Origin of the sequence: Mesorhizobium muleiense (assembly GCF_900099905.1) — a bacterium.
Lineage (GTDB): Bacteria > Pseudomonadota > Alphaproteobacteria > Rhizobiales > Rhizobiaceae > Mesorhizobium > Mesorhizobium muleiense.
The window spans coordinates 12,895-36,483 of sequence record NZ_FNEE01000008.1; the positions used below are offsets into that span (position 1 = coordinate 12,895).

The following is a 23,589-nucleotide window of genomic DNA, read 5'->3' on the forward strand; positions in this document are numbered from 1 at the left end:
AAAGACCTGCGGCGCTGTCACATAAATGGACCGCAATCTGCTCGCGGCCGCTGAAGGACCACCCCGGTCGCTCAGGAATGCGTCGGGTAGCATAGGAAACACCAGTCGTCCGGCCCACTGTCATTCAGGGCTCCGAATCGAGGTTAACGCGTAGGCCACCGAGGATTGCGCGTCGGTGCGCCAGCCGGGCCCGCCTCTATCGCCTTACGGCAGCGCGTCTATCACGCTTCAGTCAGGAGGTTGTTCGAGGCATCCTCGCCGACGCCGGCTATCGCGGCCACAACGCACCGCAGAGCCACAAGTTCAGGGTCTTCACCGCCGGCCAGAAGCGCCGCGTCACCCCAGCCATCAAGCGCCAGATGCGGCGGCGGTCGGCGGTCGAGCCCGTCATCGGCCACATCAAGAGCGAACACAGAATGGGCCGCAACTACCTCGCCGGCCAGCAGGGCGCCGCCCTCAACGCCATCCTGGCCGCCGCCGGCTACAACTTCTCCCTCCTGCTCAGGTGGCTGAAGGATTTTTGTCGCTCTTGATCGCCCTGCTTCAACTTCGGCCGAAGTCGGTCGCCGCTTAGCGCCCGGATTGTTCACGGTCGACGACTGACCGGGCACGCGAACGGCTGGGGCACTTGGCCAGACAAGTGGGCCTGGATTTGCGGCAGACCTACGTCGGGGTCGGCAAGCTGGCTGATCCAGCACCAGCGTTATGCACACGCCAAGCAGTTCAAGCAGGCCAACAACGCTGCCCAAGCTGAAGACTGTCTCGGCCGGCCCATTCGCGACATCTCCCGCCAGATTGCCGGCGAAGACGAAGCTCGAGACGATCTTCGAATGGCCGCTCTAACAGGCAACGACGGCTCTGGAGCAGAGACAGCGCCAGCTCGGCCGCAATTTCTACTATACAGCCTGCATGCGCCGAACTCGTAAAGGCATGCGCCTTGCCCTTGCCGATGCACGCGACCTCCGGCGTCTCGCTGGCTACGGCGCTGCAGCGCTCAAAAAAAGCGGCCAGTTCGCCCTGCACACCAAAGCACTGCCGGGCAATCCTTATGACGGCCATCCGATGGCAGCGATTATGCCCCCACATGGAGAAGACCAACGCACCCACCACAAGTTCAGGGCCTAAACCGCCGGGCAAGCCTGATCCGCCTTCATTGTTCACGACGACGAAGAAGCATCTGGCAGCGGATCAACGCAAGTAATCCGAAAACCAGTATCACAGTCCCGAATTGTCGGTAGTTGAAATCGCCGATCACAATCACTACCTCGCCGCACGCTACTGCTAGTGTCAAGACGAGCCGTTCCGTCTTTTTTCCCAAGAACAGCAAGGTCCATGATGATAGAATAAACACAACCGTGCCAATAATCATGGGAGCAGCAAAGGACATCTCGAGCCAGATCCCTTCGACGTGCCCAATTTTCATTAGAGCGTACAGTGCAATTAAGCCCAAGGGCGTGACAATCATGCCTGATTTGACGATATTGATTACCGAAATCGAATCCGGGTCCGATAGCATGGAATTTACAGACGTGGATGCGTATACTCTCGTCAGGTTTAACACTCGGTGAACCAAAAGTTGGCTGACTTGGCCATTCACGCCCGAAGGCATCCATAGAAACGCAGCCCATACTGCAGTAGATATTATTGATTCCATACCATATTGGATCGATTTACGATTAGCAGCAAGGAATGCTCCCAGGGCCCTTCGTGATACTATTTCCTTTATTCCAGAACAGACATAGTAATATGCTAAATATCCCGCGCACACCGCTATGCAGATGTGGAAATGAAAAGGCCCTATAAATATCGAAATAATGGATGCTGCAGTAAAAACGATTGAACTTATTGAATCGACAAAGGACCACCAGAGCACACGTCCAGATTTTACGGCGGACAGCTTTTCTGGGATGAAAGCACAAGTAAATACCGCAATAGTGGTCGCGAAAAGTGCGTAAATCTCACCGGTCGCGATGTCATAAACCGTCGCAAATATTAATGACAATCCTCCGAGATAAAGAGTGTTCCGCGCCACAGACTTAATGCCGGCGATTGGAAACGTTCTGCGTAGGGCGCCACGCGATATAGCAGCCCTGGACGATCCGAAATCAATGAAAGTCGTAAATATAAGCGACAAGCTAAGTGCTTTATAAATTTCGAGCACGTATTCTGGACTAAAATAGTGTATGTTTAACTGGAGTGTGAGAACACTCAAACCTAAAAAGCCAAATTTGTATCCGGCAAATAAAACCTGCTTTTTCATTTCCGAAGAACTGCGCCCACCATAATCGGATTGGTGTGCGCGGATCGACGAAAGACCCTACCGAGAATCCGCGTCAAAACGGACGCCAACCTTGTATAATCCATACCAGCTCCACCTAGACGCTGCATTATGAAGTCGCCTGTATGGCCAATCGTGAAATGCTGGATTGTCGTAAAGCCTGCGCGCTCCGCCAGTTCCTGAATTCCGTATGGAGTAAACCGCAAATAGTCGGCCGGCGCCATGTGTATAGGGTTGAGTAGGCAGGTGGAGATAATGGCGATGCCGTCTTTTTTTAAGAGTCGAAACGCTTCAGAAAAAACCACGTCTGGTTGTGTACCCACATGCTCGAGAACTTGATCCGAGAGATACATACTATAGCTCGCATCTGGACGCGGTATGGACCGGCAGTCGTATTCTGGATACGAAAGATCCTCTATTGTACCTTCAAATCTTAGTCCCCGCAGCAGGTGGGCCGATCCGCTTACTGACAACGCGGTTCCGGCAAACTCCGTTTGTGCCAGTATCCTCACAAGTTCGTCCGTTTGCATTCGGCGTAGTTCGTTGTCGGCGTTAACTTTTGGCGCTCTGAAGAATATCGCCTTAATCATTTTTTACATCCCGAGTTTAATGGCGGCGAGCAAATCAAACAGGGGTTGGCCTCGCCGAAAACACCCCCCCATTCTAGGGACGGCACTGTTGCCGAACCACAACCGGGTTCGCGCACCGACGCATGGCGGGTCATCGGCCTTAGCGCCTTACGAGAGGCCGACAATACGACGCCTGCACCCTTCCACAACATGATGCCCCTCTAAAGGCGTTCATGTAGAATGCCGTCTCTGACCTGGTGCCCTGGTCGACTAATCCTCTGTCTACTAGACAACGCCTTTGCTGCAGCAGACGATAAAGCGACAGATGAGCGGTGCTCCTTTGCGAATATTCCCATCGCTACAATAAACGCAAAAACCGGCTGAGCCAGAGGAGTCGATTGCAACAGCAAAAGAAACACGACACTAAGAGTAATAAAGCCCAACTGCCGAACCTGCGCAAATATTGCTAATAAAAACACCAAACCTACCGCCCCACATTCGAATAACACAGCGCCAATTCCCGAGTGTATACGGCCGTGAAACCCGCTGATGTAAGTGAATGTCGAATAATACCAATCGTTGTGTTCCACATAGTTACGCCAACTCACGAACCCATGTGGAACGCCCGCGTCAAAAAACACGCTTGTGGCCGAGAGGACAAGGCTACCCAGCCTATCGTTGATTGACTGATCTTTGAGCAGCGACTCCATGTCGGAGTTGGCAACCAGCGCGGCAATACGCTCGACGCGCCCTCCTCCCTGTATTGCGAGAGTTAGCGCACTAGCCAGCAGGCCGACTGCTATCAACGCAGACAATGCCAAAGCGACGCGGCGGTGCCGAGCACTAAAAAGCAGTGGCATCAAAGTTGCAGCGCCTGAAGCACTTCTGGAAAGAGATACCACGGCAATCATTTCTAGATATGTTCTGCGCCCATATTGGTAGCGCACCAAAGAAAGCAGTATCAAATGAAAGGCTAAAAAGGTCGGCTCAGGCGTTAGAGACTCTACACCGCGCCCGCCTAACCCATACGCGGATCGTTCGATCGGTACAATTCCAACAAACAGATTTGGATCGACGACAATCTGCAAAATGCCACAAATTATGTAAATTGCCGAGCTGGCAAATGCTATCTTCGAAATATTGGCAACGCAATCTAGTGAAAGCTTACTTGCTATCACAACAACAGTAAAGCTTAAGTACGTGACAAAACCCCTAATTGCTAAGGGATCTGGAAGCTCCAACAACATGAGAATAAAGGTAAAAAAGGTCACAAGGACAAACAATTGCTCAACCTTGCTGAGTGCAAGACCGCCTCGTGACAGATAAGTTAATACAACGAATATAAACCCAGATACGAGGGCAGTTGGCTGCAAATCTGTTCCAAAATTATAGATTTCCACATAGGGAAAGAGGCAGCTAACTACGAAAATGTATGCCCATGTCTTAACCATCAATCCGCTCTTGAACTGCCTTCTTCCAGGCCGCGATTTCCTCCTGGGGCATCCTTATGTGAGTGCCCGCCCCAGTTGGAAACCCAACCGGGAGGTTTCTTATGTCAATCAGCGGCAACCCCGTGTCGCGTCCGATCTCAATCGCCCTATTGTCAATTGCCGCTACGAACACGGGTACCGAACGATTCAACAGATGAATCGCACCATGCAGCCGCGTTCCGATATATATTGCGGACCCATCAGCTATCTCTTCGACGCTTGATATTGTCTCTCCAATAACGCGAAAGACCTTATCATTACCGACGAGTTCCCTTAGGTAGAGGGTGTCTTGAGGCGATTGCGGCCAGAAGTACATCTCTTTCCCTAGCGAACGAACATACGAGAGAAGTGCCTTATCTCGAGCAGCATTCTTTCTGTAATGAGTCAAAGTGAAAATTATTCGACCCACGCTATCCTCGGATTTGGATGGGTATTCACCCGATAAACCCCACATTGTAGGGCATCCGGTGTTCCAACTTGGAATACCATTTGCCGCTAACTTGCTTTTTGTATAAGCGTCTCTGACAGAATGTAATCCGTTTTTGCCAAGTGCGGAACGCAACAGTACTCCATTGAACGGAAGGTTTCTTTTCTCGTATGAGTGCCATCCGCAACCAATCAAGTGCACCTTTTCGCGATGCGGAGCGAACATGGACATATTTGCCCATTGTCGAATACGTGGATACCTCCCGCTTAGCAGGTTTGAGCCCCCAACAACTATTGCCCTAGCATTCGACAGAAGCGAGTTTAGCCTCCTCGAGATCGTCATCGTTTGCGTCGGCACTGACACAATATGATCGTTGGGAAACATTCTCCTTAATTCATTTTTTGCGTAATGGGAAATTATCACATCACCCGTGTTGTCGCTAACTATTGACGGGTCTGCGTGGACAATCATATTCCGAACTCCTTCAGCCGCCTATAGAAAACATCCAGGCTAAATAACGAAGTAAACTTCTCCCTATTGGAAGCACCCACCTCGGAGCGCGCACGTCGACAGCGTAGCTTACTGACAAGCTCTGCGCACTCACCTAGCGTATTAAATGTCCACTCTCGATCTACCACTTCGATCGCACCGCCCGAGTGTCTTGCGATCACAGGAAGCGAATTTGCCATTGCTTCCGTCAGCACACGGCCAAACGGCTCTCCATGAGAGAGCATCAACAATACGTCTATTGATGAATAAATTACTGACCGATCGCTTTCATAGCCACGCAATTCTACGCCGCGGACTCCACTAAGGATTGAGGAAAGGGGGCCAACGCCATAAACAGCGAAGGTACACTCAGGAGGCACTAATTTGGTCAACTCACATAGATCCTCCACGCCCTTTCGAGCAGTAAGTTCACCCACAACTCCTATCACTAATGTTCGGTGGTCATTAGGTTCCCGTTTCCGCGTTTGCGGCAAAACATCTTCGCTTGCATTCCATATCATAGTAGAGTTAACGCCAATTGCATTCAGTTGCACCTTAATGTAGTTCGAAATCGATACCACCGAAGTCGCACGCCGTAAAAAAAACGTATACACGCGGTTGCTCAACGACGACCTTAAGCTCCCTGACACTATTTCTTGATGAACCGTTACAATAAGTGGCAACCTAAACAAAATTGCCATCCATGAAAATAGTATTACTGCGTTTTTTAAGTGAACATGAACGTAGGAAATATTTGACCTATGCCTTAGAAGGTATATAAATATCTCGAATAGCCTGAGACGTTCTATATATATACTATTAGCACTCTTAGTTTTAGTTATAGGATCACTGAATGGGGAGGGGGGGATAAACGTCACGGTCTGACGGCCGGTCTCCTCAATATAATCGTTCAGTTGACGACAGTGGATTCGCGCGCCACCTCCCTGGTTGAGCCCAATTATACGAACAATTTTCTGAGGCGCTGTCTTAGCCATGAGCGTACAAGATCACTTCCGCAAATGAGAACTAATGAGATCTACAAGAGATTCCCTGAACTTTTCGCGAGAGAACCTCCTAATCGCAGCATTTCTATTCACCGCAGTCATTTCAGAGAAATCGTGCCTTAGATTAGCAACCAACATATCAGCTACAGCGGCTGAATCGCGAGGCCGTATTTCCAAAAAAGAGAAATCCGAGAACTGCTCCCTTATGCCGTTAACATTGGTAATCAGTGGGATGACCCCCGCGACAAAAGCCTCTATGACCACAAGTGGCTGGCACTCCGAAGGGTAGCGTGACGGAAACAATAAAAAATTACTTTCTCTTAGCTCTAATTCCAACTGGCTTCTCTCAGGATTTGCGATCAAGCGTAGATTCTTCATTTTCGCCGCCCGCAGCCGCACCTCCGCTTCAAAATCGGGGTCGTTTAGAAATTTTCCAGCAGCAACAAACAGAAAATCTGAAGAGCATCCTCTTTCGCTAATCTTTTCTATTACATCCAATACATCATCCAGCCCTTTTTCGCGGATAAAGTTCCCGACGTAGGTAACCCGGCGATAAGCTCTCGTCCATTTGCTGGCGGGATCTTGGTCCGTCGTTATCTCGTTTAGTCCCTGATAGCAGTTGTCAATGATCATGACATTGCTGGAGTTTGACATTTCCGACGGGATCGAGAACCTATTCAAAAAAATGACCACGTCCGCGCGCCTGTATATACAGTACGCAATTCGGCCAAATATTTTTCTTTTAAATAACCGGTCAAGATCTCCTCCATGACAATGAAATACGACCTTTTTTCGGCAGGCTATGGCTATAGAATAAATAGTAAAATCTCTTAGAAAGCCCGACAACGATCGCGACACAGTCACGTAAACAATTTCAACTTCCGGTTCAATAACTTTACGAAAGTACGAACATAAGAATTCACCTGCGAAAATAAGTTTTCTTATCGCTTTACTGGTTGTTCCTTTTATACGAACGACCTTGGATCCTGGAAATACGTTTACCGCCTCTTGAAACATGGCGGATTGGCCAGTGACCGGACTGTGTGACGGGCCAACAAGCAACAACTTATCAGCGACATTAAAAGGACTGTTACTTCTTCTGAGCTTCATACTTTGGATTCGCCGCGTTGTTTTGACAGGAATTGGCCAAGCTTGCGCGCCGGCTTCGCAACTAGCGCGTAGTCGACAAGACCTGATCCGAGCCAGCGGCGGCGTGCCCGCAGCGCTTCCAGATTGTGCCCGATGTGGGAGGCAAGGCTTCGCGTGCTGGCCCCACCAACCATCATGTCCACCAACACGTGGCTGGTGGCAGCTGTCTGAAATCCGTGGAGTTCAACAGCTCTCAACATCCAATCATAGTCCGATGCCACTTTGAGGCTGAGATCAAATGCACCGACCGCGTCCGCAACCTTCCGTCTGACGTAGAACGTTGGATGGGCGGGCATCCATCCGGCCCGAAAGCCCTTGGCGGGTCGGGCCGCAGCACGCCAGCGGCGCACGACCCGCTTGCTCAGATGGTCTTCGACAAAATCCAGGTCACCATGCACGATATCGGCTGTCTCGAGCCCTGCGGATATTCGTCCCAGCACTGTGCGATCGTGAAAGCAATCGTCTGAATTCAGCACGCCTACCGCGTCTCCGGTATAGAGACGCAGCCCCTTGTTGAGTGCATCATACATTCCGCTGTCGGGCTCGCTGACCAGCCGGATCTGGTCCGGTGGGTAAGACCGGACAATTGACAACGTCTCGTCCGAAGAATTGCCGTCGATGACCACCAGCTCCTTGTCGCCATGATGCTGGGCCAGGAAACTATCGATCGTATGCCGGATTGTCGCCGCGGAATTCCAACAGACGGTCAAGACCGAGATTTTCATGTCGACCCGGCCCAACGTCGCTTACTGTGCCGCAACGCGAATGCGGTCCTCATCGAGGCGCCGATGTTCGGCTTCCCGCCTTACCGTTTCGAGGTCGGACTGGATCATCTCCTGGACCATCGTGGCGAGCGACGTTGTCGCCTTCCACCCGAGAACGCGCTCCGCTTTCGAGGCGTCGCCGATCAGAAGCTCTACCTCGGTCGGCCTGAAGTAGCGCGGGTCCACCTCGACCAGAACGGCGCCCGATTTCGCGTCGATGCCTTTTTCGTCGATGCCGGAACCGACCCACTCGATCTCCATCCCGACCTCGCTGAATGCAAGCTCGACAAAGCGGCGGACCGAGTTCTTCACCCCGGTTGCAAGAACGTAGTCGTCCGGCACTTCATGCTGAAGGATTCTCCACATGCCTTCGACGTAGTCGCGGGCATGGCCCCAATCCCGTTCAGCCGACAGATTGCCGAGATAGAGCTTGTCCTGAAGGCCCAGGCTGATTGCAGCCGCTGCGCGCGTGATCTTACGGGTGACGAAGGTCTCGCCGCGCATCGGGCTTTCGTGATTGAACAGGATGCCGTTGGAAGCATGAATATCGTAGGCTTCGCGGTAATTCACGGTGATCCAGTAGGCATAAATCTTTGCCGCCGCATAGGGCGAGCGAGGATAGAAAGGCGTCGTCTCCCGCTGCGGGATCTCCTGCACCTTGCCGTAGAGCTCGGAAGTCGATGCCTGATAAAAACGGGTCTTTTTTGTCAGGCCAAGCAGCCGGATGGCTTCAAGGAGACGCAATGTGCCGATCGCGTCGGCATTTGCTGTGTATTCCGCGGTCTCGAAACTCACCTGGACATGCGATTGTGCGGCGAGATTGTAGATCTCGTCAGGCTGCACTTCCTGAACGATGCGGATGAGGTTGGTGGCGTCGGTCATGTCGCCATAGTGCAGCGACAGCCTTACGTCCTTTTCATGCGGGTCCTGGTAGAGATTATCGATACGCCCCGTATTGAAAGACGACGACCGCCGCTTGATGCCATGGACATCGTAGCCCTTTGCCAAAAGAAGTTCCGCCAGATAGGCGCCGTCCTGGCCGGTGATGCCGGTGATGAGTGCGGTTTTCCTGGTCATTGTGCTTCTCCGGAGTCGATGCGACGATAATTCTCAACGCTGATCAGCGTGGCTTTGGACATCACAATACCCATTTCAAAAACTGGAGATGGTGAGGCTCGTGAGTGGCGGCTTGGCTGTGTCGACTAGCGACCTTTGCCACTTTGTCAACGCGCACCAAATCCCGTCAGCATGGTTCGGATGGTGCGAAACACAATCAGCACGTCGAGCCAAGGGGAGAAATTCTTGATGTAGTAGAAGTCGTAATGAAGTTTTTCCAGGACATCGTCGACGGCCGCGACGTGGCCCTGGTTGACTTGCGCCCATCCGGTAATGCCGGGCCGAACGATGTGGCGGTATCGATAGAATGGCAGCTCGGCCTCGTACCACTTAGAGAGTACGAGTGCTTCCGGGCGCGGTCCGATCCAGCTCATCTCGCCGCGCAGGATGTTGAAGGCCTGCGGCAATTCATCAATCCTGGATTTTCTCAAGAACTGCCCAAGGCGCGTAATGCGCGCATCGCCGGCCTTTGTGATGGCCTCTTCCTTTTCATCGCCACCCGCGGCGCCGAGTTTCATCGTTCGAAATTTGTAGACCTCATAGATATTTCCTCTGTACCCCATCCTTTTTTGTTTGAAAAAGGCCGGTCCAGCTGAGTCAATCTTTACTGCGACCGCTACGAATAAAAGCAATGGTGAGAAAACAATAAGTACAAATAGCGCTGAGGTCCAATCGATGACCTGTTTTATTTTCAAGTAGCCCTGATTTGGATTCAACGATCCCAAAGTGTTTTCGGAGAGGTGCTCTATTTCCACTCGACCTGTGAGCGACTCACTGATTTGCTTGACATGGTAAACCGGCGTTCCCGAGAGCGCGCGATCGGCAATATACCGCTCCCATTCATCCGAAAGATCTGCACGGAGATCGGCCACCACACCGCTCGCATATTCGACAATAGTATCGGGCGAATGAATTCGGTGCCAGTTCACGCCGGGTATGCTTTCCAGCCTATCGACGTCCCCACCGGGGATTACTGCCAACCGGTATGGGTCGAGCCGTCGCGTGGCCAAGCTCAGACCAAAGTACCACAATGTCGACTGTAAGAAACTCGCGGCGGCCTGGAACCGGCTATAGTCGAACCTGAAAAAAAAGATGGTGACGAACACCAGGCCGTAAGTCAGGGCGAAGGTGGGCAGGATGTAACCAGCCGCTGCCACGCCCGGAAAATTGCCGATGCGCTTGTAAAGCAAGTAACCCATTGTGTGGGCGATGAATGCCGCGCCAATCGTAACCTGCATGTTCGATTGCAAAATTACTTGTTGATCAAACGACATGCGAATCAAGGCGGGGACCAAGATCGCGAAGGTTAGTCCACCAAGCAGCTGAAAGCGCATTCGAAGCAGGAGATGCCTTTGGTTAGGAAGGTTGACGCTAGAGGTGTTCAAATTCGTCAGGCCGCTCTCTGAGGGTCGCCAGTAAACAAGCCAGGAATTCTCAGACGCACAATGCAACCACTGAGATTGATTGTTAGGTTCTGCATCCCATTCCGCGCAAGGCAGCCTAATGAAACCATCTATCTAGCCCGGCGCGCAAACGAACACACCAAGCCGAAACAAAAATCGCCATTCATTCCCCCGGCATCCTTCGGCTCCAACACAGCTACCGCACTCCCGGGTGAAAACCTCGAGAGCCAATTTCTACAACAATGTACATCGCGCCGCCGGGCCTAGCCATTTGCGACTATGCGATGGCTACGAGTTCCTTAGAATCCATGTCAACAGGGATCTCGCCACTCATAATGGCAACCAAAACCCGGGCCCTTCCGACTGGATCAAGCCGGTCAAGGCGACCGATCATCTCCGCAAACGGACCCGAAAGAATCCGAACCGATGCGCCCGCAGTAAGGCCTCCGCTGAAATCAAGCAAGCCGTCCTTGCCGGTCAGGGCAATGAACCGCTCGACCAAACCCGAGGGGACCGGCAATGGCCGCTCGCCCTGCATGATGAGGGAGCGCACACCGAACGTTCCATTGACCGAGCGCCACCGCTGCAGCGCAACATCGAGGGCGATGAACATGTAACCTGGAAAATAGGCCGCCGGTCGCGTCTCTATGCGCCGGGCATGACGTATGGTCTTCTCGCAGCGAGGCACAAACGGGTGAAACCCCTGTAGCCGAAGATGCCGTTCGGCGACGTTTTCTTTTCCCGGAAATACGCTGGCGGCATACCAGCGTGCTGCGGCGCCGACCGAGGGCCGTTGCAACGATAAAGTCGCCTTAGCATTTGTTTTTTTCGGGCTAATCACGCGTCTCGCTCTCGGCGCTCTTCGGCATGGTCGATGTCAAGGGTTACGACAGCGCAGCGATACCGCAAGCAGCTATGTCGCGGGGATCAAGGCGGTTCGTCGAAATATTCCTGCTATTTGTCCATTAACTTTAGCTGTGCCTAACAAGCTATCGAGCTGCATTATTTTTTAGCCACCCAACCAGCGGTATCGACCGATTGCGTCGATGTGTAGCCGCTCGGTTACACTGGCTCGGACGAATCGCTGGCTATTGTGGTCCTTAGTCCGTCGATTTGACCATAGTGTGACGGTACCGTTAGCAAAGCGTTGCCGAGCAGATGCCGGCCAATGGTCTGCCCTGCATGGACGAGTCCGACGAGCCGTCGCTGAGCAGGATCATTCCACGATTACAGCCAGCGATTGCGTCGACCAGAGCTCAGGGGCGCTTGAGCAGCGACCAGACGGCGGGCACAAGGCTCGCCGCCAGGCCGACCTTGATCAGGTCGCCGACGATGAAGGGCACGACGCCGAACTGCCACGACTTTTCCGGCCCGATGAGCAGCGCCAGCCAGGCAAAGCCCATCGCCATCATGACGATTTCGGCAACCAGCATCGCGTTGAAAAGCTTGACCGGATGGCGATCCCAGCCGCGATCGGCGGCCCAGCCGACCATCGCCGCCATGACCACGAAGCCGAAGAGATAGCCGCCGGTCGAGCCGAGCATATAGGCAATGCCGATGCCCTTTTCCGGCGTGCCCTGGAAGACCGGCAAGCCCATGGCACCCTCCGCCATGTAGAGAAGCAGCGTGGCGACGCCGAGGCGCATGCCGAATGCGGCGGCGATCAGAAAGACGGCCAAGGTCTGCATCGAGATGTCGACCGGCCCGAGCAAAACCCTGGTCTTGGCCGACAAGGTCAGCACCAGTGTTCCAACGATCGCCAGCAAAAGCTGCGTCGCCAGGCGGGCTGCGCCCTTTTCAGGCAGAGCGAGAGAAACAAGCGGCGTCGTTGTAATTGCCATGGTCTTCCTCATTGCGGACTGCCGCAGATCGCGGCGTTGCGTTTTCCTATATTGGCTTCCATGCTATGCGGCAATCGGTTTTGCCGCCTCTAAAGCGCGTCGCGTTCGACCGGCTCATGCGACGCGCTTCAGGTTGTTGTTTTATGCATGTCGTTGTCGCAAAACCGCTGCACACCCTCGGGTCAAGGGCATGCTTTTGCGCGACACGCGTTGGAACAGAACTGAACGACATTGGCATGGCGCTGAAATTCGACACCGACTTCGAACCGGCCTACGGCCAGAGCGTGACCGTTGCAACCGACGTGCTCCGGATCACCGCGAAAAATCCCGGCCCTTTCACGTTCTACGGCACCAACAGCTACATCGTCGGGCGCGAGACGCTGGCGGTGATCGATCCGGGGCCGGATGACGATGCGCATCTTAGGACATTGCTCGAGGCGATCGCAGACAGGCCGGTCAGCCACATCTTCGTCAGCCACACGCATCGCGACCATTCTCCGCTGGCAGTTCGGCTGAAGCAGCACACCGGTGCGATTGTCCTGGCCGAGGGTCCGCATCGGCCGGCGAGGCCGCTGCGCATTGGCGAAATCAATCCGCTCGACGCCAGCGCCGACACCGCCTTCAATCCGAATCTCGCGCTTGCCGACGATATGGTGGTCGACGGCGACGGCTGGGCGATCAGAACGGTGCTGACGCCGGGCCATACCGCCAATCATGCCGCCTTTGCGCTGGAGGGAAGCGGTATCCTGTTCTCGGCCGATCATGTCATGGCCTGGGCGACCTCCATCGTTGCGCCGCCGGACGGCACCATGGCCGACTATATGGCCTCGCTGGATCGGCTGATCGAGCGCGACGACCGCCTGCTGCTGCCCGGCCATGGCGGGCCGGTGACAGCGCCGCGCAGCTTCATGCGTGAGCTGAAGTCGCATCGCAGGATGCGCGAGCAAGCGATCCTGGAGCGGATCAGAAGCGGCGACCGGACGATCAGGGAGATGGTCGCGGCGATTTACAGGGATACCGATCCGCGCCTGCACGGCGCGGCCGGACTGTCGGTGCTTGCCCATCTCGAGGACCTGGTGGCGCGCGGCCTGGTGAGCACCGACGGCGACCCGGCGATCGACGGCATTTTCGCGCCCATCGCGTAGCCGCCACGCGGCCGGGGCCGTGCCGGCCTGGCCTGCGACTTCCTCATCCAGCTCGGCTAGGAAATCCACGATGCGGGCCGCATTGTCGCCAAGGTCGTAGCGTCCGTAGCGCGAGGCCGAACGCATGTCGACGATAGCCGCGTCGCCATCGTCGGTCACACGGATGGCGACGTCGGCGGGAAGGCTGAGGATGAAGCTCCTGGCCAGGACGTTGATCGTCACCTCGCTTTGCCCGATCGCACGGGGAAACGGCGCCGTAAGCTGCCAGTCCCGACGATCGAGCACGGATTCGACTGCTTCCAGGACCCGATCGAATGGGCGTGGCCGACGAGAACGGTCAGGAGCAGGACCGCCGAAAAGCGCCCATCCGCCGCGACCAACCGCCTTCTATCTGACGGCGCCCATTGGCAATACGGTTCAATATGCAAGCAGATCTTTGCTGGAATAGATATCGCCTCTGATGTCGACGATCAGCCGTTTTGCTGACACAGCCGTTGTGCTGGTCACGCGAAGCGCCAGTTTCCCGGAATTGTTCATCAAGGTCGCGCCAGAAAAATTTCCGATGTGCGAAGAGATGTCTGTGCCGGTGGTAATATCAAAATCCATCCCATTGAACCTAGCGTCCAAGCACATATAGAAAGAATGATTTCTATTGTTCAATCTAATTGAAATACGAGCCATAAGTCTTGTAGGCATATCCATCAAATCGAATATTTCTGCCCCGTCACCCCTATGAGTTAGTAATTTTGGAAATTGAAGATGCCGGATAAGCACCCCGTTGTTTGTGGCCGTGCCGACGTAATTGAGTATAGCGTTTGGAACGGTGTTTGTAACCACGCTTTCAATCTCGCTGTTGTTTCCCGAACGGATAAGCGTCGGACAATCTGTCGCCAAAATTTCTCCACGCACCGTCGCGCCGAACGCTAAATTGACAGCACAGTCACAGTCCTTCGCATAGCCGTTCTGGATGTTGCAGACTTCGACGGCCGATCCTCCGCCAATGTTGAAGCCGTACTCGAAACCATGCGCCCGGACATTCGAAAAATTGCATGCCGGCGCCGAGCCGTGCTCTGTGGCCAGAATATAGATACCGTAGAAACCTACCTTTGAGCCGGTCGAATGATTGGGATGATCCTTATTGTGCTTGACGATTAGATTAGAGACGTTAATCCCGTCCGACGGACCTTGGCCGCCGCTTTCTGCAGAACGAGAAATATAAAGACCATGATCGATTGTTTCGCGCACCGTCACGTTCGAAATCTGGCCTTCTCGCTGCTCATCTTCAATGTGGATGGCCTCGCTCCGACTAAACTTGATGATGCTATCGCCAAGGAGCCAACCCTTCGTACCGGCTACGCTTAAGCCGAATCCGGAGCCGGGAAAGGTCGACCCGACCCCAGTACCGAGAATATTGCCAGTCACAATGAAGTTTTGTGCGTTCCCATCAAAATGGTTTAACGCGATCACGTCGGCACGATCCGAATACATAAAAGACGTACTGATTATGACATCACGCAAATCTGTCGATTGTGCATCGTCAGAAAGAAGCCCATAGGAAGAACCTATAACATCCGCGCCGCTGATTATTATTTTGCTTGCACCATTCGAATTGTCCCTGATGCCTATGCCATCGACTGACTCAACGCGTCCGGTCAACTTCCAAAACTCTGTATCGTTTACGATGTTTACTACAGGATTGGACGTGGCACCGGAGTCGATAACTCGCTCGAACATCTCAGCATTGCAAAAGGTATTCACGGAAGCGACCAGATAGCGTCTTGAGGTGGCCGAGCGAAGAGCAATAGCGCTTTTCACCGCCGCACTATCGTCGGTGATCTCGTCTCCCGCCGCGCCGAGCATATCCGCGGTGGAGTCTTGCCCCTCCGCAATCTCCCACCAAAATCCGCCTTCGGTCTGGAATTTCCCCGCATGTGACGGCTCAGACCCCACCTTCTTGTACAGCGCCCCGCCGCCATCCCCAACGGCGCTGTATCCGGTTACGCGAAGGGCATTGATGTTTGCAGGAATCGAAAGCGTCGACATGCCGGTGACAGTAGCATAGATCGGCACATCGCCTCGGGCGTTGATGTCCGTTGCGGGGCTTTCGCCCAGGCACGACCCGCTTTCTCGCTTCCGCCAGGAATATAGCGGCAGCGTAACTATCGCGGCTGCGAGCGCTGAGATTCCGGAAATAAAGAGACGGCGGCTGGTTCTCATAGACGGGTCCAGACAGTCTTGCTGTATTCAATTCACCGGGTGAACGCCCGTCTCTAACCTGGGTTTTTAAACCCAGGCCCGCGTCGTCGACGCCGATGCCGACGATGTAACAGGCAGGGTTTTCGACTTGGATCGCGGGTATCCTAAATAAGTTCTGCTTCCGTGTGGCGATCTTACCAGCGATCAACGAATCTGTCAGGGCGCGGGTAGTTGATTTGGCGCTAACATTCAACGTCTAGTAGGTATGCCCTCATGACGAGACCGCGAGTGGCGAGCCTCACTGAGGCTCGCCGACGGTGCTATCGAGATACTGGGTTAGCGCGCAAACCAGATGATAAAAAATGCTTGCCGGTACGTCGGTAGCCAGCGAGCGGCCGCGCTCGTCGATCCGGTCTATCCACAGGCCGAGCGGTGCCGGATTGATGTGCCAACGGAACAGGCGGCCGACACGCGCTTCGATCTCGGGCTTGAGGTCAGGGCCGCCCGAACCGTCCAATGCAATCGCCGCCTTGATTGCTTCGGCCTGCGGCCAACTGCGCGAGACAAGGTCGAGTGGCAGGCCTTGCCGCGAGACGGCGCCATAGGCGAGGCCGGTGGCGCGATTGAGGCCGTTGGCGATGGCCGAGGCATAGAGCTTTCTGGCAAAGCCGGTCAGCTCACTCTGGCCGCTGCGCCGGGTGAAGTCGCACAGCAGCGAGGCCCATTCGAAATGGTGGCCGGGTTCCGTCCAGGCACCTTTCTCGCCCTCCGCCGGCCTCCACTCGGCATCGAAATATTCGCCCAGCGTCCAGCTCTCCGGATCGAAGAAATGGCTGCGAAACAGATCGACGATGCGCGCGGCGCGGCGAAGATAGGCGAGTTCGCCGGTCGCTCGATGCCAGGCCAGAAAAGCCTCGAGCAGATGCATGTGCGGGTTGGAACGGCGTTCGCCAACGCCGCTCGACGTTTCGAGAAAGCCGGTCATGCGGTGATCCTCGAGACGCGCGTCGAGAAATGCAAACGTTTCTTCGGCAAGCCGCAATGCATCAGGATTGCCGACCATGTGGGCATGCGCCAGCGCCAGCAGCACGCAGGAATGATCGTAGGCATCCTCGGTTGCGTCGGCGACGGTGCCGTCGACATTGAGCGTGCGCACCCAGCCGCCATTGTCGGTGCGGCCGTTCCTGGCCATGAATTCGAGGCCGTGGCCGATCAGCCGGTCGGCAGGCCCGTCCCAGCCGCGCGCCCTGGCGACAGCGAAGGCGTAGACTTGCCTGGCCATGGTGCGCATGCGCTTGGGCTTCTTCAGCGGTGTGGCGTCAAAGCCGAGCGCCTCGTGAAAACCGCCATGGCGCTCATCGACCCCGACCGTCGACCATAGCGGCACCGTCTCTTCAAACAGCCAGTGGTGCACACGACGGCGCCAAGCGCCGCTTTCGATGACGCGGTCGTCGGCGGGCGTGAACCTGGTTTCCAGCCGGCCGCTCTTTTCGAGCTGCTCGACGATCTTCTTGACGTTCTGGCTGCGGCTGACCGGGGCGACGAAGGTGGCATCGGCGGTCGAGACGATGGCAACGTCCTTCAAGCCAATGGCCGAGAGCAGGCGACTGTCGCTGCGGATGTAGGAGTTCTCGCAGTCGATGGCGACGACATCGCCGACGATGACATTGCCGTCATTGTCGGAGGGGCCGACATCGAGCAGCGATTGCCAGGAACCGAGATCGTTCCAGCGGAAGCCGGCCGGCACCATGGCGATATGGCTGGCGCGCTCCATGATCGCATAGTCGATCGACGTCGACGGAATGGCGGCGTAGAGTTCCAGAGGCATATAGAGACCGGAAAGATCTGACGTCGCCGCCTGATAGGCATTTTCGGTGGCGTTCCAGATTTCGGGCTCGAAAGCCGTGAAGGCGTCGCGCATGGCGCTGGCGCGAAACAGGAAGATGCCGGTGTTCCAGTAGAAGTTGCCGGCCGCCAGATAGCTTCGCGCGGTCGCGAGGTCCGGTTTCTCGACGAAACGCGAGACATCGCAGATGCCATCCTTCTCGCCGGCGATCTCGATATAGCCGTAACCGGTTTCGGGGTGGCCGGGTTTGATGCCGAATACCACCAGCCGGCCGGCACGCGCCGCAGCGGTGCCGTTTTCCACGCTCTGCCAGAATTGTCGCGCGGTCGTGATCTCATGATCGGACGGCACCACCAGCACCAGGCTGTCGCCAAATTCGGAGAGGGTTCGCAGGGTCGCCAAGGCGACGGCGGCGGCGGTGTTGCGTCCGGTCGGCTCGAACAAGGGGCCGCCGCCGGAAAGGTCGATGCCGGCGAGATCAGCGTGGACGCGATCGGCATGCCGCTCCGAGGCAATCAGGAAGACCGGCGTTTCGCCGTCCGGCCGCGCCGTAAGCCGCCGCAACGTCTTGACCAGCATCGAGCCATCGCCTGAAAAATCATGGAACTGCTTGGGATTGTCCTCGCGCGACAGCGGCCACAGCCGTGAGCCAACGCCGCCGCTCATGACAAAACTGACGATTCTCTCAGTCATTGGGCTCTCGCGCTCAAAAGGACTGGGGCCTCGCAGCACCGCATCGACGCTTTCGAAGCTCTGCCAGCGCTAGTCCCCAATACAAGTTCCTGTTTGTCCGATGACACCAGCTTAAACCTGAGGCGCCGTTCGCAACGATTCCCACACTGTTAACCGTGGTCAATGGGCGTCGCTTTTTAAAACGTTCAATCTCAACAATGCAAGGAGTGCTGCGCGTATCTCGCCGGGGCCGTTGTTAGCGGCCGTGCATTTAGGCGCCATTCTCGTCCGTAGACGAAGCGTGGACGCCGCCCCGATTTCACGAAGAGCACGGCGCGGCAAACTACGAGCTCACACTCGGCTCCTCAAACCTCAGAACCGGCTGGAGCGCTCTTCCGGTTGAGGCGACTTCAGATCCTGGCAAGAGCATTGCGGATTGGCCGGAAGTCGCGCGGCGGTCTCCAGCGCGACAAGCGAGGCTGTCATGGAGAGATTGGGCAGCACGTCCTCCTGCAGCAATTTCTGGCGGTTGCGGTCCATATAGTCGTTAAAACCCGCCGTGACGAACGCACAGGGCACGAAGCAGGCGCCGATCTCGCGCGCCAGGGTCGCCTCAGGGGCGATGGAATGGTTGAGCACGTCCGCCCCCATGCCGCGATACGCCAGGGCTTCGGCCGGGGTTGTCAGCCGCGGCCCATAACAATGGGCAGCCACCAGTTGCTGTTCGATGCCATGCACGCGGCATTCGGCCGGCCAATGGCGGCGGGCCGTCTCGGCCAGAACCGCCGCGCATCTTGGACATACGATCTGCTTGCCCGAACAGTCAAAACTCTGGCGGTCCGGAAGCAGTGAAAACGGGGTCTGCGTCAGTTCGATGATATCGGCGGGCACCACCATGTCGCCGGGCTGGATCGCCTTGTTGACGGCGCCAACGGTCGAGCAGGCGAGGACCTGCCGCACCCCCGCTTGCATCAACACCCAGAACGCGCGGCGATGGCAGGAATGGTCGATATGGTCGCGGGGATTGCCGTGCGAATACATGCACAACGCGCGCTTTGCTCTGCCTTCGGCTGAAATCGAGGCATCGAACTCGAGCAACTTCCAGTTGTCGGAACGACCGAAAGGCGTTTCAAAACTCATGTCGCGCCGCAGCGTGCGCACGCCCTCGACTCCGACATCTTCCGGGAAGGCAAGCCCCCAGTTTGCCGAGCCGGTGATGATGGCCAAGCCTAGCTGAGGGATGTCAGTCGATCGATCCGCCGGAGCACCGGCTGCGTGATGATTTTGGGGCATGCTTCCCATCTTGATCAGGATATTGGCTCGTCAGGATTTTCGGCTCGGTAAGGATTTTTGGCGAAGGGCGACGATCACGACGACGACCACAACAATGGCGGTCCACAATGTCGAGATCGCCGCAATGGTCGGATCGATCTGATCGCGCAGCGAGATGAACATGAGCTTCGGCATCGTGCTGTTGCGACCACTTGCCACGAAGATCGAAATCACGGACTCGTCGAGCGACGTCAGGAACGCCATCAATGTCGCCGACAACAGGCTGAGCCGAAGTTGCGGGACGATTATCTCGCCAATAGCCCTGGCCCAGTCCGCGCCGAGGCTGCGCGCCGCCTGAACCTGGTTCCAGTCGAAGCGAGCCAGGGCGGGCAGCAGCACAATGCACGCCACCGGAACGGCGAGCACCACATGTCCGACCAGCACACCGAACAGCGTTCCGACAAGACGTTGCGCCGCCAGCACAAAAAACAGGCCGATCGCCAGCAGGATTCCTGGGGTGACAGAGGGGGTGAGCAGAACGCCCTGGATGGACGCTGCGGACTTGCCGCCCAGCCGATTCATCGAGATGCAGGCGAGCAGCGCAAACGGCACCGCGATCAGCGCCGTCAATGTCCCAAGGATCAGGCTGGTCCTGAGTGCTGCCATCCACGTCGCCGAGCCGAAAAAATTCTCGTACCAGCGCAACGAGTAGGCGTGCGGCGGAAACTCGAGGAGATTGGACGCCGAAAACGAAAGCGGCACCACCACGAGCGTCGGCAACATCAGAAATGCCATGACAAGCGCAGCAAAGCTCCACAGGACGATGCGGGCGAGCCGGTTTTGCGGATAGGCTTCAAGCATGGGCGGCTGCCACTGCGTCCTGGGCCAGCAGGCGGCGTGCCGCCAGCAGCATCACACCGATCAGCGCCATCAGAACGAGGAGCAGAATGCCCAGGACGCTTGCCGACCCCCAATCCTGAAAGGTCGATAGCGCACGCTCGATCCGGGTAGAGAGAGGATTTACCTTGCCGCCGCCAAGCACCGCCGGCGTGATGAAAAAACCGATGGAATAGATGAGCACGATGACCGAACCCGAGAAGATGCCGCCGGCCGAAAGCGGCATGATGACGGTGCGGATGACCTGCCCGAGCGTGGCTCCCATGCTCGCTGCCGCGCGAACGAGGTTTGGGTCGATATCGCGCATCGCGGCATAAACCGGCAGCAGAAAGATCGGCAGCATGTAGTGAACCATGCCGATCAGCGTTCCGGTAAAATTGTAGACCAGCGGCAAAGGCTCCGCCGTCAGGCCAGAACCAGTCAAGGCCGCGTTGACCAGGCCATCACGCCGCAACAGCACGAGCCAGCCATAGGTGCGCACCAGGATAGCGGTCCACAACGGCAGCATGACGAAGGCCATCAGCAAATTGGCCACCCTTGGCCTGGCGCTGGCCAAGGCGAGTGCCAGCGGGGTGCCCAGAACAATGCAGATCGCCAGCGTGCCGAGGGACAGTTCGAGGGTGGTGACGAGCGCCGACCATGTCAGTCCGCTCGAAAGCACTTTGGCGTAGTTGCCGACAGTGTACTCGCCGCCTGTGGTCAAAAAAGATTGCCGGATGATCCAAAGGATGGGCAGTATCGCCGCCAGTCCAACGATGAACAGCGCCGGCAGCGAAAGCGAAAGAAAAAACCGCCGCTCGCGGCGCGCATCCGCCAGCAGCGCTGGATCCACGGTGGCGGTCACGCCAGCGCTCCCGGTATCGCGTGAACCTTCGCTGCTGGTGCATAGGCGGTCATCCGCTGACCGGCGGCAAGCTCGGCGCAGCCGCCGGCCAGCGCTGCCGGAATGCAGACAAGGACCTCCTGGCCACCGTCAAGCGCCAGCGTCAAGAGCCAGTTCTCGCCGCGGAACGCCTTGGCGCGCAGTGTTCCTTCGAGGGCCACGCCGTCTGCCCCGACGAGCTCCGCATCAAGATGGAAGCTTTCGGCGCGAATCATCAGGGTTTCGCCTGACGCTTCGGCGCCGTCGATCCTGCGCACCGAGCCCGGCGCCACAATGTTGGCCTCGCCCATGAACTCGGCGACGAAGCGGGTCGATGGACGATCATAGATCCGCTGCGGCGTATCGATCTGCTGGATGCGGCCAGAATTCATCACCGCAATCCGGTCGGACATGATCAGCGCCTCGCGCTGGTCGTGGGTCACATAGATTGTGGTGATGCCCAGGTCATCGTGCAGACGCCGGATCTCGTACTGCATGGTTTCGCGCAGATTCTTGTCGAGCGCCGACAGCGGCTCGTCCATCAGCATCACGCGCGGTTCGAAGACGATTGCCCGCGCCAACGCCACCCGTTGACGCTGGCCGCCGGACAGTGCGGCGATATTGCGCTCCGCCAGGCCATCCAGCTTGACGCGGGCCAGGGTGGCAAGCGCCCGCTGACGCGCCTCCGCTCTCGGCGTCTTGCGCAGCGCCAGCGGATACGCGACATTCGCCAGGACATTCATGTGGGGAAACAGGGCGTAATTCTGGAACACGATGCCGATGTCGCGTTTGTTGGGCGCCAGGCGGGTGATGTCGCGATCGCCCAACAAGAGTTTTCCGGAATCCGGCCGGACAAAACCGGCCAGAGCCATGAGCAGCGTGGTCTTGCCCGATCCCGATGGCCCCAGCAGCGTGAGGAACTCGCCAGCTTGAATGTCGAGCGAGACATCATCCAGCGCGACGTAGGACCCGTAAGCCTTGCTGACGCTGTCGATGGTGATCGGGAGCGACGTCATCATCTGCTCCAGCCTTGTCAGCCGAGACTCAGCGGGCCATCATCTCGTCGAAGGCCTGTTGGGCAGCCTCGCCGTTCTTGACCCACCATTGTGAATTCGAAAACACCGAAGTGCCGGCATTTTCAGGCGCGGTCGCAAGCGTCTTCAGACGGTCCTCGGGAATGAGGCCACCCTCATAGGCCGCAGGATTGACCGGGCCGTAGGCAATGAAATCGGTCAGCTTCGCAACACGCGCGGGCTGCGTCATCGCTGCGATGAGCTTCATCGCTGCTTCCTTGTTCGGCGCGCCCTTCGGCACCCCGAGGCAGTCCGTGCCGATGACCGACCCCTTGAACGTATAGTCAGCCGCGCCGCCATCTTTTTTCACGGTCTCTGCCCGTCCGTTCCAGGTAACGACCAGATCCGCCTCACCATCCTTCAGCAGCTGCGCGGATTGGGCTCCCGAGGTCCACCACACGGCGACATCCGGTTTGATCGCTTCAAGCCGCTTGATGGCGCGCTCCAGCCCTTCCGGCGTGCTGAGCACGGCATAGACCTCCGCCGGCGCCACGCCATCGGAGAGAAGCGCGATTTCGATCGAGTCCTGCGCATTGGCGCGCAATGCGCGGCGGCCCGGGAATTTGGCAACGTCCCAGAACTCGGCCCAGGTCTTCGGCGGGTTGTCGCCATAGGTCTTGGTGCTCCACGACAGGACGGTGCCATAGGAATCGAACGGATAGCAGTAGTCGGACGCGGCACCCTCCGGCACGGATTTGGCATCGATGATCTTGTAGTCGAGGGGCTCCAGCAGCGATTGTGCGGCTGCCTGGGCGCCTTCCGGCGAGCCGAGGTGGATAATGTCAGTCGCAATTGCCCCCGAGGTGACCTGCATCTTCAAGGCGGCCAGGCCGTCGCTCAGGGTCTCCTCGCGGACATCATAGCCAAGCTCTTTTGCAGCAGGGCCCCACATGGCCTCTTTCATGGCGTTGCCATAATCGCCGCCTGCGGTCGTGATGGTGAGTGTTTGCGCGTGGACGGGCACGGCAGCCGAGATCGCGAATGCTGTTAAGGAAATGCGCAGCCAGGACATAGGTTCTCCTCCCCAACGTCATCAAATATTGCCTGAAATGGCCATTTATTTGTAATCGTAACGTTACGATTGCATCAGAACACG

General features: G+C 56.5%; 18 protein-coding genes and 4 pseudogenes. 3 read left to right on the forward strand and 19 right to left on the reverse strand.

Annotation, left to right across the window (positions count from 1 at the left end; all coding sequences use genetic code 11):
- Window positions 1–251 precede the first annotated feature (251 nt).
- Both BLT09_RS15870 and BLT09_RS35820 read left to right on the forward strand, forming a co-directional pair.
- Window positions 252–533: pseudogene (locus tag BLT09_RS15870) on the forward strand (transposase); the annotation flags it as partial.
- Window positions 534–604: 71 nt separating this feature from the next.
- Window positions 605–840 (forward strand): annotated as a pseudogene (locus BLT09_RS35820) (IS5/IS1182 family transposase); the annotation flags it as partial.
- 310 nt (window positions 841–1,150) lie between these two features.
- Here BLT09_RS35820 and BLT09_RS33690 read toward each other — a convergent pair.
- From BLT09_RS33690 to BLT09_RS15930, 11 genes and pseudogenes are all read right to left on the reverse strand, one after another.
- Entirely contained in the window at window positions 1,151–2,260 is a 1,110-nt protein-coding gene (locus BLT09_RS33690) for a hypothetical protein (RefSeq protein ID WP_139172605.1), read from the reverse strand.
- Window positions 2,257–2,868 carry a class I SAM-dependent methyltransferase gene (locus BLT09_RS15885; protein WP_091594562.1) on the reverse strand — a complete coding sequence of 204 codons (612 nt, stop codon included), beginning with the start codon at window positions 2,866–2,868 and terminating at the stop codon, window positions 2,257–2,259. The genes BLT09_RS33690 and BLT09_RS15885 overlap by 4 nt, the downstream gene beginning before the upstream one ends.
- A gap of 200 nt (window positions 2,869–3,068) precedes the next feature.
- A complete protein-coding gene (locus tag BLT09_RS15890) occupies window positions 3,069–4,298 on the reverse strand; it encodes a hypothetical protein (RefSeq protein WP_091594564.1) in 1,230 nt (409 codons plus the stop codon).
- On the reverse strand, window positions 4,291–5,235 hold the full coding sequence (locus BLT09_RS15895) for a polysaccharide pyruvyl transferase family protein (protein WP_091594566.1): 945 nt from the start codon (window positions 5,233–5,235) through the stop codon (window positions 4,291–4,293). Before BLT09_RS15895 ends, BLT09_RS15890 begins: the two co-directional genes overlap by 8 nt.
- Window positions 5,232–6,248, reverse strand: a complete 1,017-nt coding sequence (locus BLT09_RS35825; protein WP_091594568.1) for a glycosyltransferase family 4 protein — start codon at window positions 6,246–6,248, stop codon at window positions 5,232–5,234. Before BLT09_RS35825 ends, BLT09_RS15895 begins: the two co-directional genes overlap by 4 nt.
- Before the next feature lie 12 nt (window positions 6,249–6,260).
- Window positions 6,261–7,367, reverse strand: a complete 1,107-nt coding sequence (locus BLT09_RS15905; protein ID WP_091594570.1) for a glycosyltransferase family 4 protein — start codon at window positions 7,365–7,367, stop codon at window positions 6,261–6,263.
- A complete protein-coding gene (locus tag BLT09_RS15910) occupies window positions 7,364–8,131 on the reverse strand; it encodes a glycosyltransferase family 2 protein (protein ID WP_139172607.1) in 768 nt (255 codons plus the stop codon). The genes BLT09_RS15905 and BLT09_RS15910 overlap by 4 nt, the downstream gene beginning before the upstream one ends.
- Window positions 8,128–9,247, reverse strand: a pseudogene (gene gmd / locus BLT09_RS15915) (GDP-mannose 4,6-dehydratase). Before gmd ends, BLT09_RS15910 begins: the two are co-directional and overlap by 4 nt.
- A gap of 146 nt (window positions 9,248–9,393) precedes the next feature.
- Window positions 9,394–10,620 (reverse strand): sugar transferase, encoded by a 1,227-nt coding sequence (locus tag BLT09_RS15920; RefSeq protein ID WP_091594576.1) that lies wholly within the window; start codon window positions 10,618–10,620, stop codon window positions 9,394–9,396.
- Between the two features lie 346 nt (window positions 10,621–10,966).
- Window positions 10,967–11,530 (reverse strand): transcription termination/antitermination protein NusG, encoded by a 564-nt coding sequence (nusG, locus tag BLT09_RS15925; protein ID WP_091594578.1) that lies wholly within the window; start codon window positions 11,528–11,530, stop codon window positions 10,967–10,969.
- Window positions 11,531–11,945: 415 nt separating this feature from the next.
- Window positions 11,946–12,530, reverse strand: coding sequence for a biotin transporter BioY (locus BLT09_RS15930; protein ID WP_091594898.1), 585 nt, complete (start codon window positions 12,528–12,530; stop codon window positions 11,946–11,948).
- Between the two features lie 236 nt (window positions 12,531–12,766).
- Between BLT09_RS15930 and BLT09_RS15935 the strand changes: the two genes are divergently transcribed.
- Complete coding sequence (locus BLT09_RS15935) at window positions 12,767–13,675, forward strand: MBL fold metallo-hydrolase (protein ID WP_091594580.1); 909 nt, start codon at window positions 12,767–12,769, stop codon at window positions 13,673–13,675.
- Between the two features lie 9 nt (window positions 13,676–13,684).
- Here the strand turns inward: BLT09_RS15935 and BLT09_RS34925 are convergent.
- The 8 genes and pseudogenes from BLT09_RS34925 to BLT09_RS15975 form a co-directional block, all read right to left on the reverse strand.
- Window positions 13,685–13,993, reverse strand: a pseudogene (locus BLT09_RS34925) (DUF1499 domain-containing protein); the annotation flags it as partial.
- Window positions 13,994–14,092: 99 nt separating this feature from the next.
- Complete coding sequence (locus tag BLT09_RS15945) at window positions 14,093–15,892, reverse strand: hypothetical protein (protein WP_091594582.1); 1,800 nt, start codon at window positions 15,890–15,892, stop codon at window positions 14,093–14,095.
- 277 nt (window positions 15,893–16,169) lie between these two features.
- Window positions 16,170–18,410, reverse strand: a complete 2,241-nt coding sequence (locus BLT09_RS15950) for a mannose-1-phosphate guanylyltransferase/mannose-6-phosphate isomerase (RefSeq protein ID WP_091594584.1) — start codon at window positions 18,408–18,410, stop codon at window positions 16,170–16,172.
- 351 nt (window positions 18,411–18,761) lie between these two features.
- Entirely contained in the window at window positions 18,762–19,616 is an 855-nt protein-coding gene (locus BLT09_RS15955) for a phosphorylase family protein (RefSeq protein WP_236473043.1), read from the reverse strand.
- Window positions 19,617–19,712: 96 nt separating this feature from the next.
- Window positions 19,713–20,522 carry an ABC transporter permease gene (locus tag BLT09_RS15960; protein ID WP_091594589.1) on the reverse strand — a complete coding sequence of 270 codons (810 nt, stop codon included), beginning with the start codon at window positions 20,520–20,522 and terminating at the stop codon, window positions 19,713–19,715.
- On the reverse strand, window positions 20,515–21,402 hold the full coding sequence (locus BLT09_RS15965) for an ABC transporter permease (RefSeq protein WP_091594591.1): 888 nt from the start codon (window positions 21,400–21,402) through the stop codon (window positions 20,515–20,517). Before BLT09_RS15965 ends, BLT09_RS15960 begins: the two co-directional genes overlap by 8 nt.
- Window positions 21,399–22,436, reverse strand: coding sequence for an ABC transporter ATP-binding protein (locus BLT09_RS15970; RefSeq protein ID WP_091594900.1), 1,038 nt, complete (start codon window positions 22,434–22,436; stop codon window positions 21,399–21,401). Before BLT09_RS15970 ends, BLT09_RS15965 begins: the two co-directional genes overlap by 4 nt.
- 28 nt (window positions 22,437–22,464) lie before the next feature.
- Window positions 22,465–23,505 carry an ABC transporter substrate-binding protein gene (locus BLT09_RS15975; protein WP_091594593.1) on the reverse strand — a complete coding sequence of 347 codons (1,041 nt, stop codon included), beginning with the start codon at window positions 23,503–23,505 and terminating at the stop codon, window positions 22,465–22,467.
- Window positions 23,506–23,589: the final 84 nt, after the last annotated feature.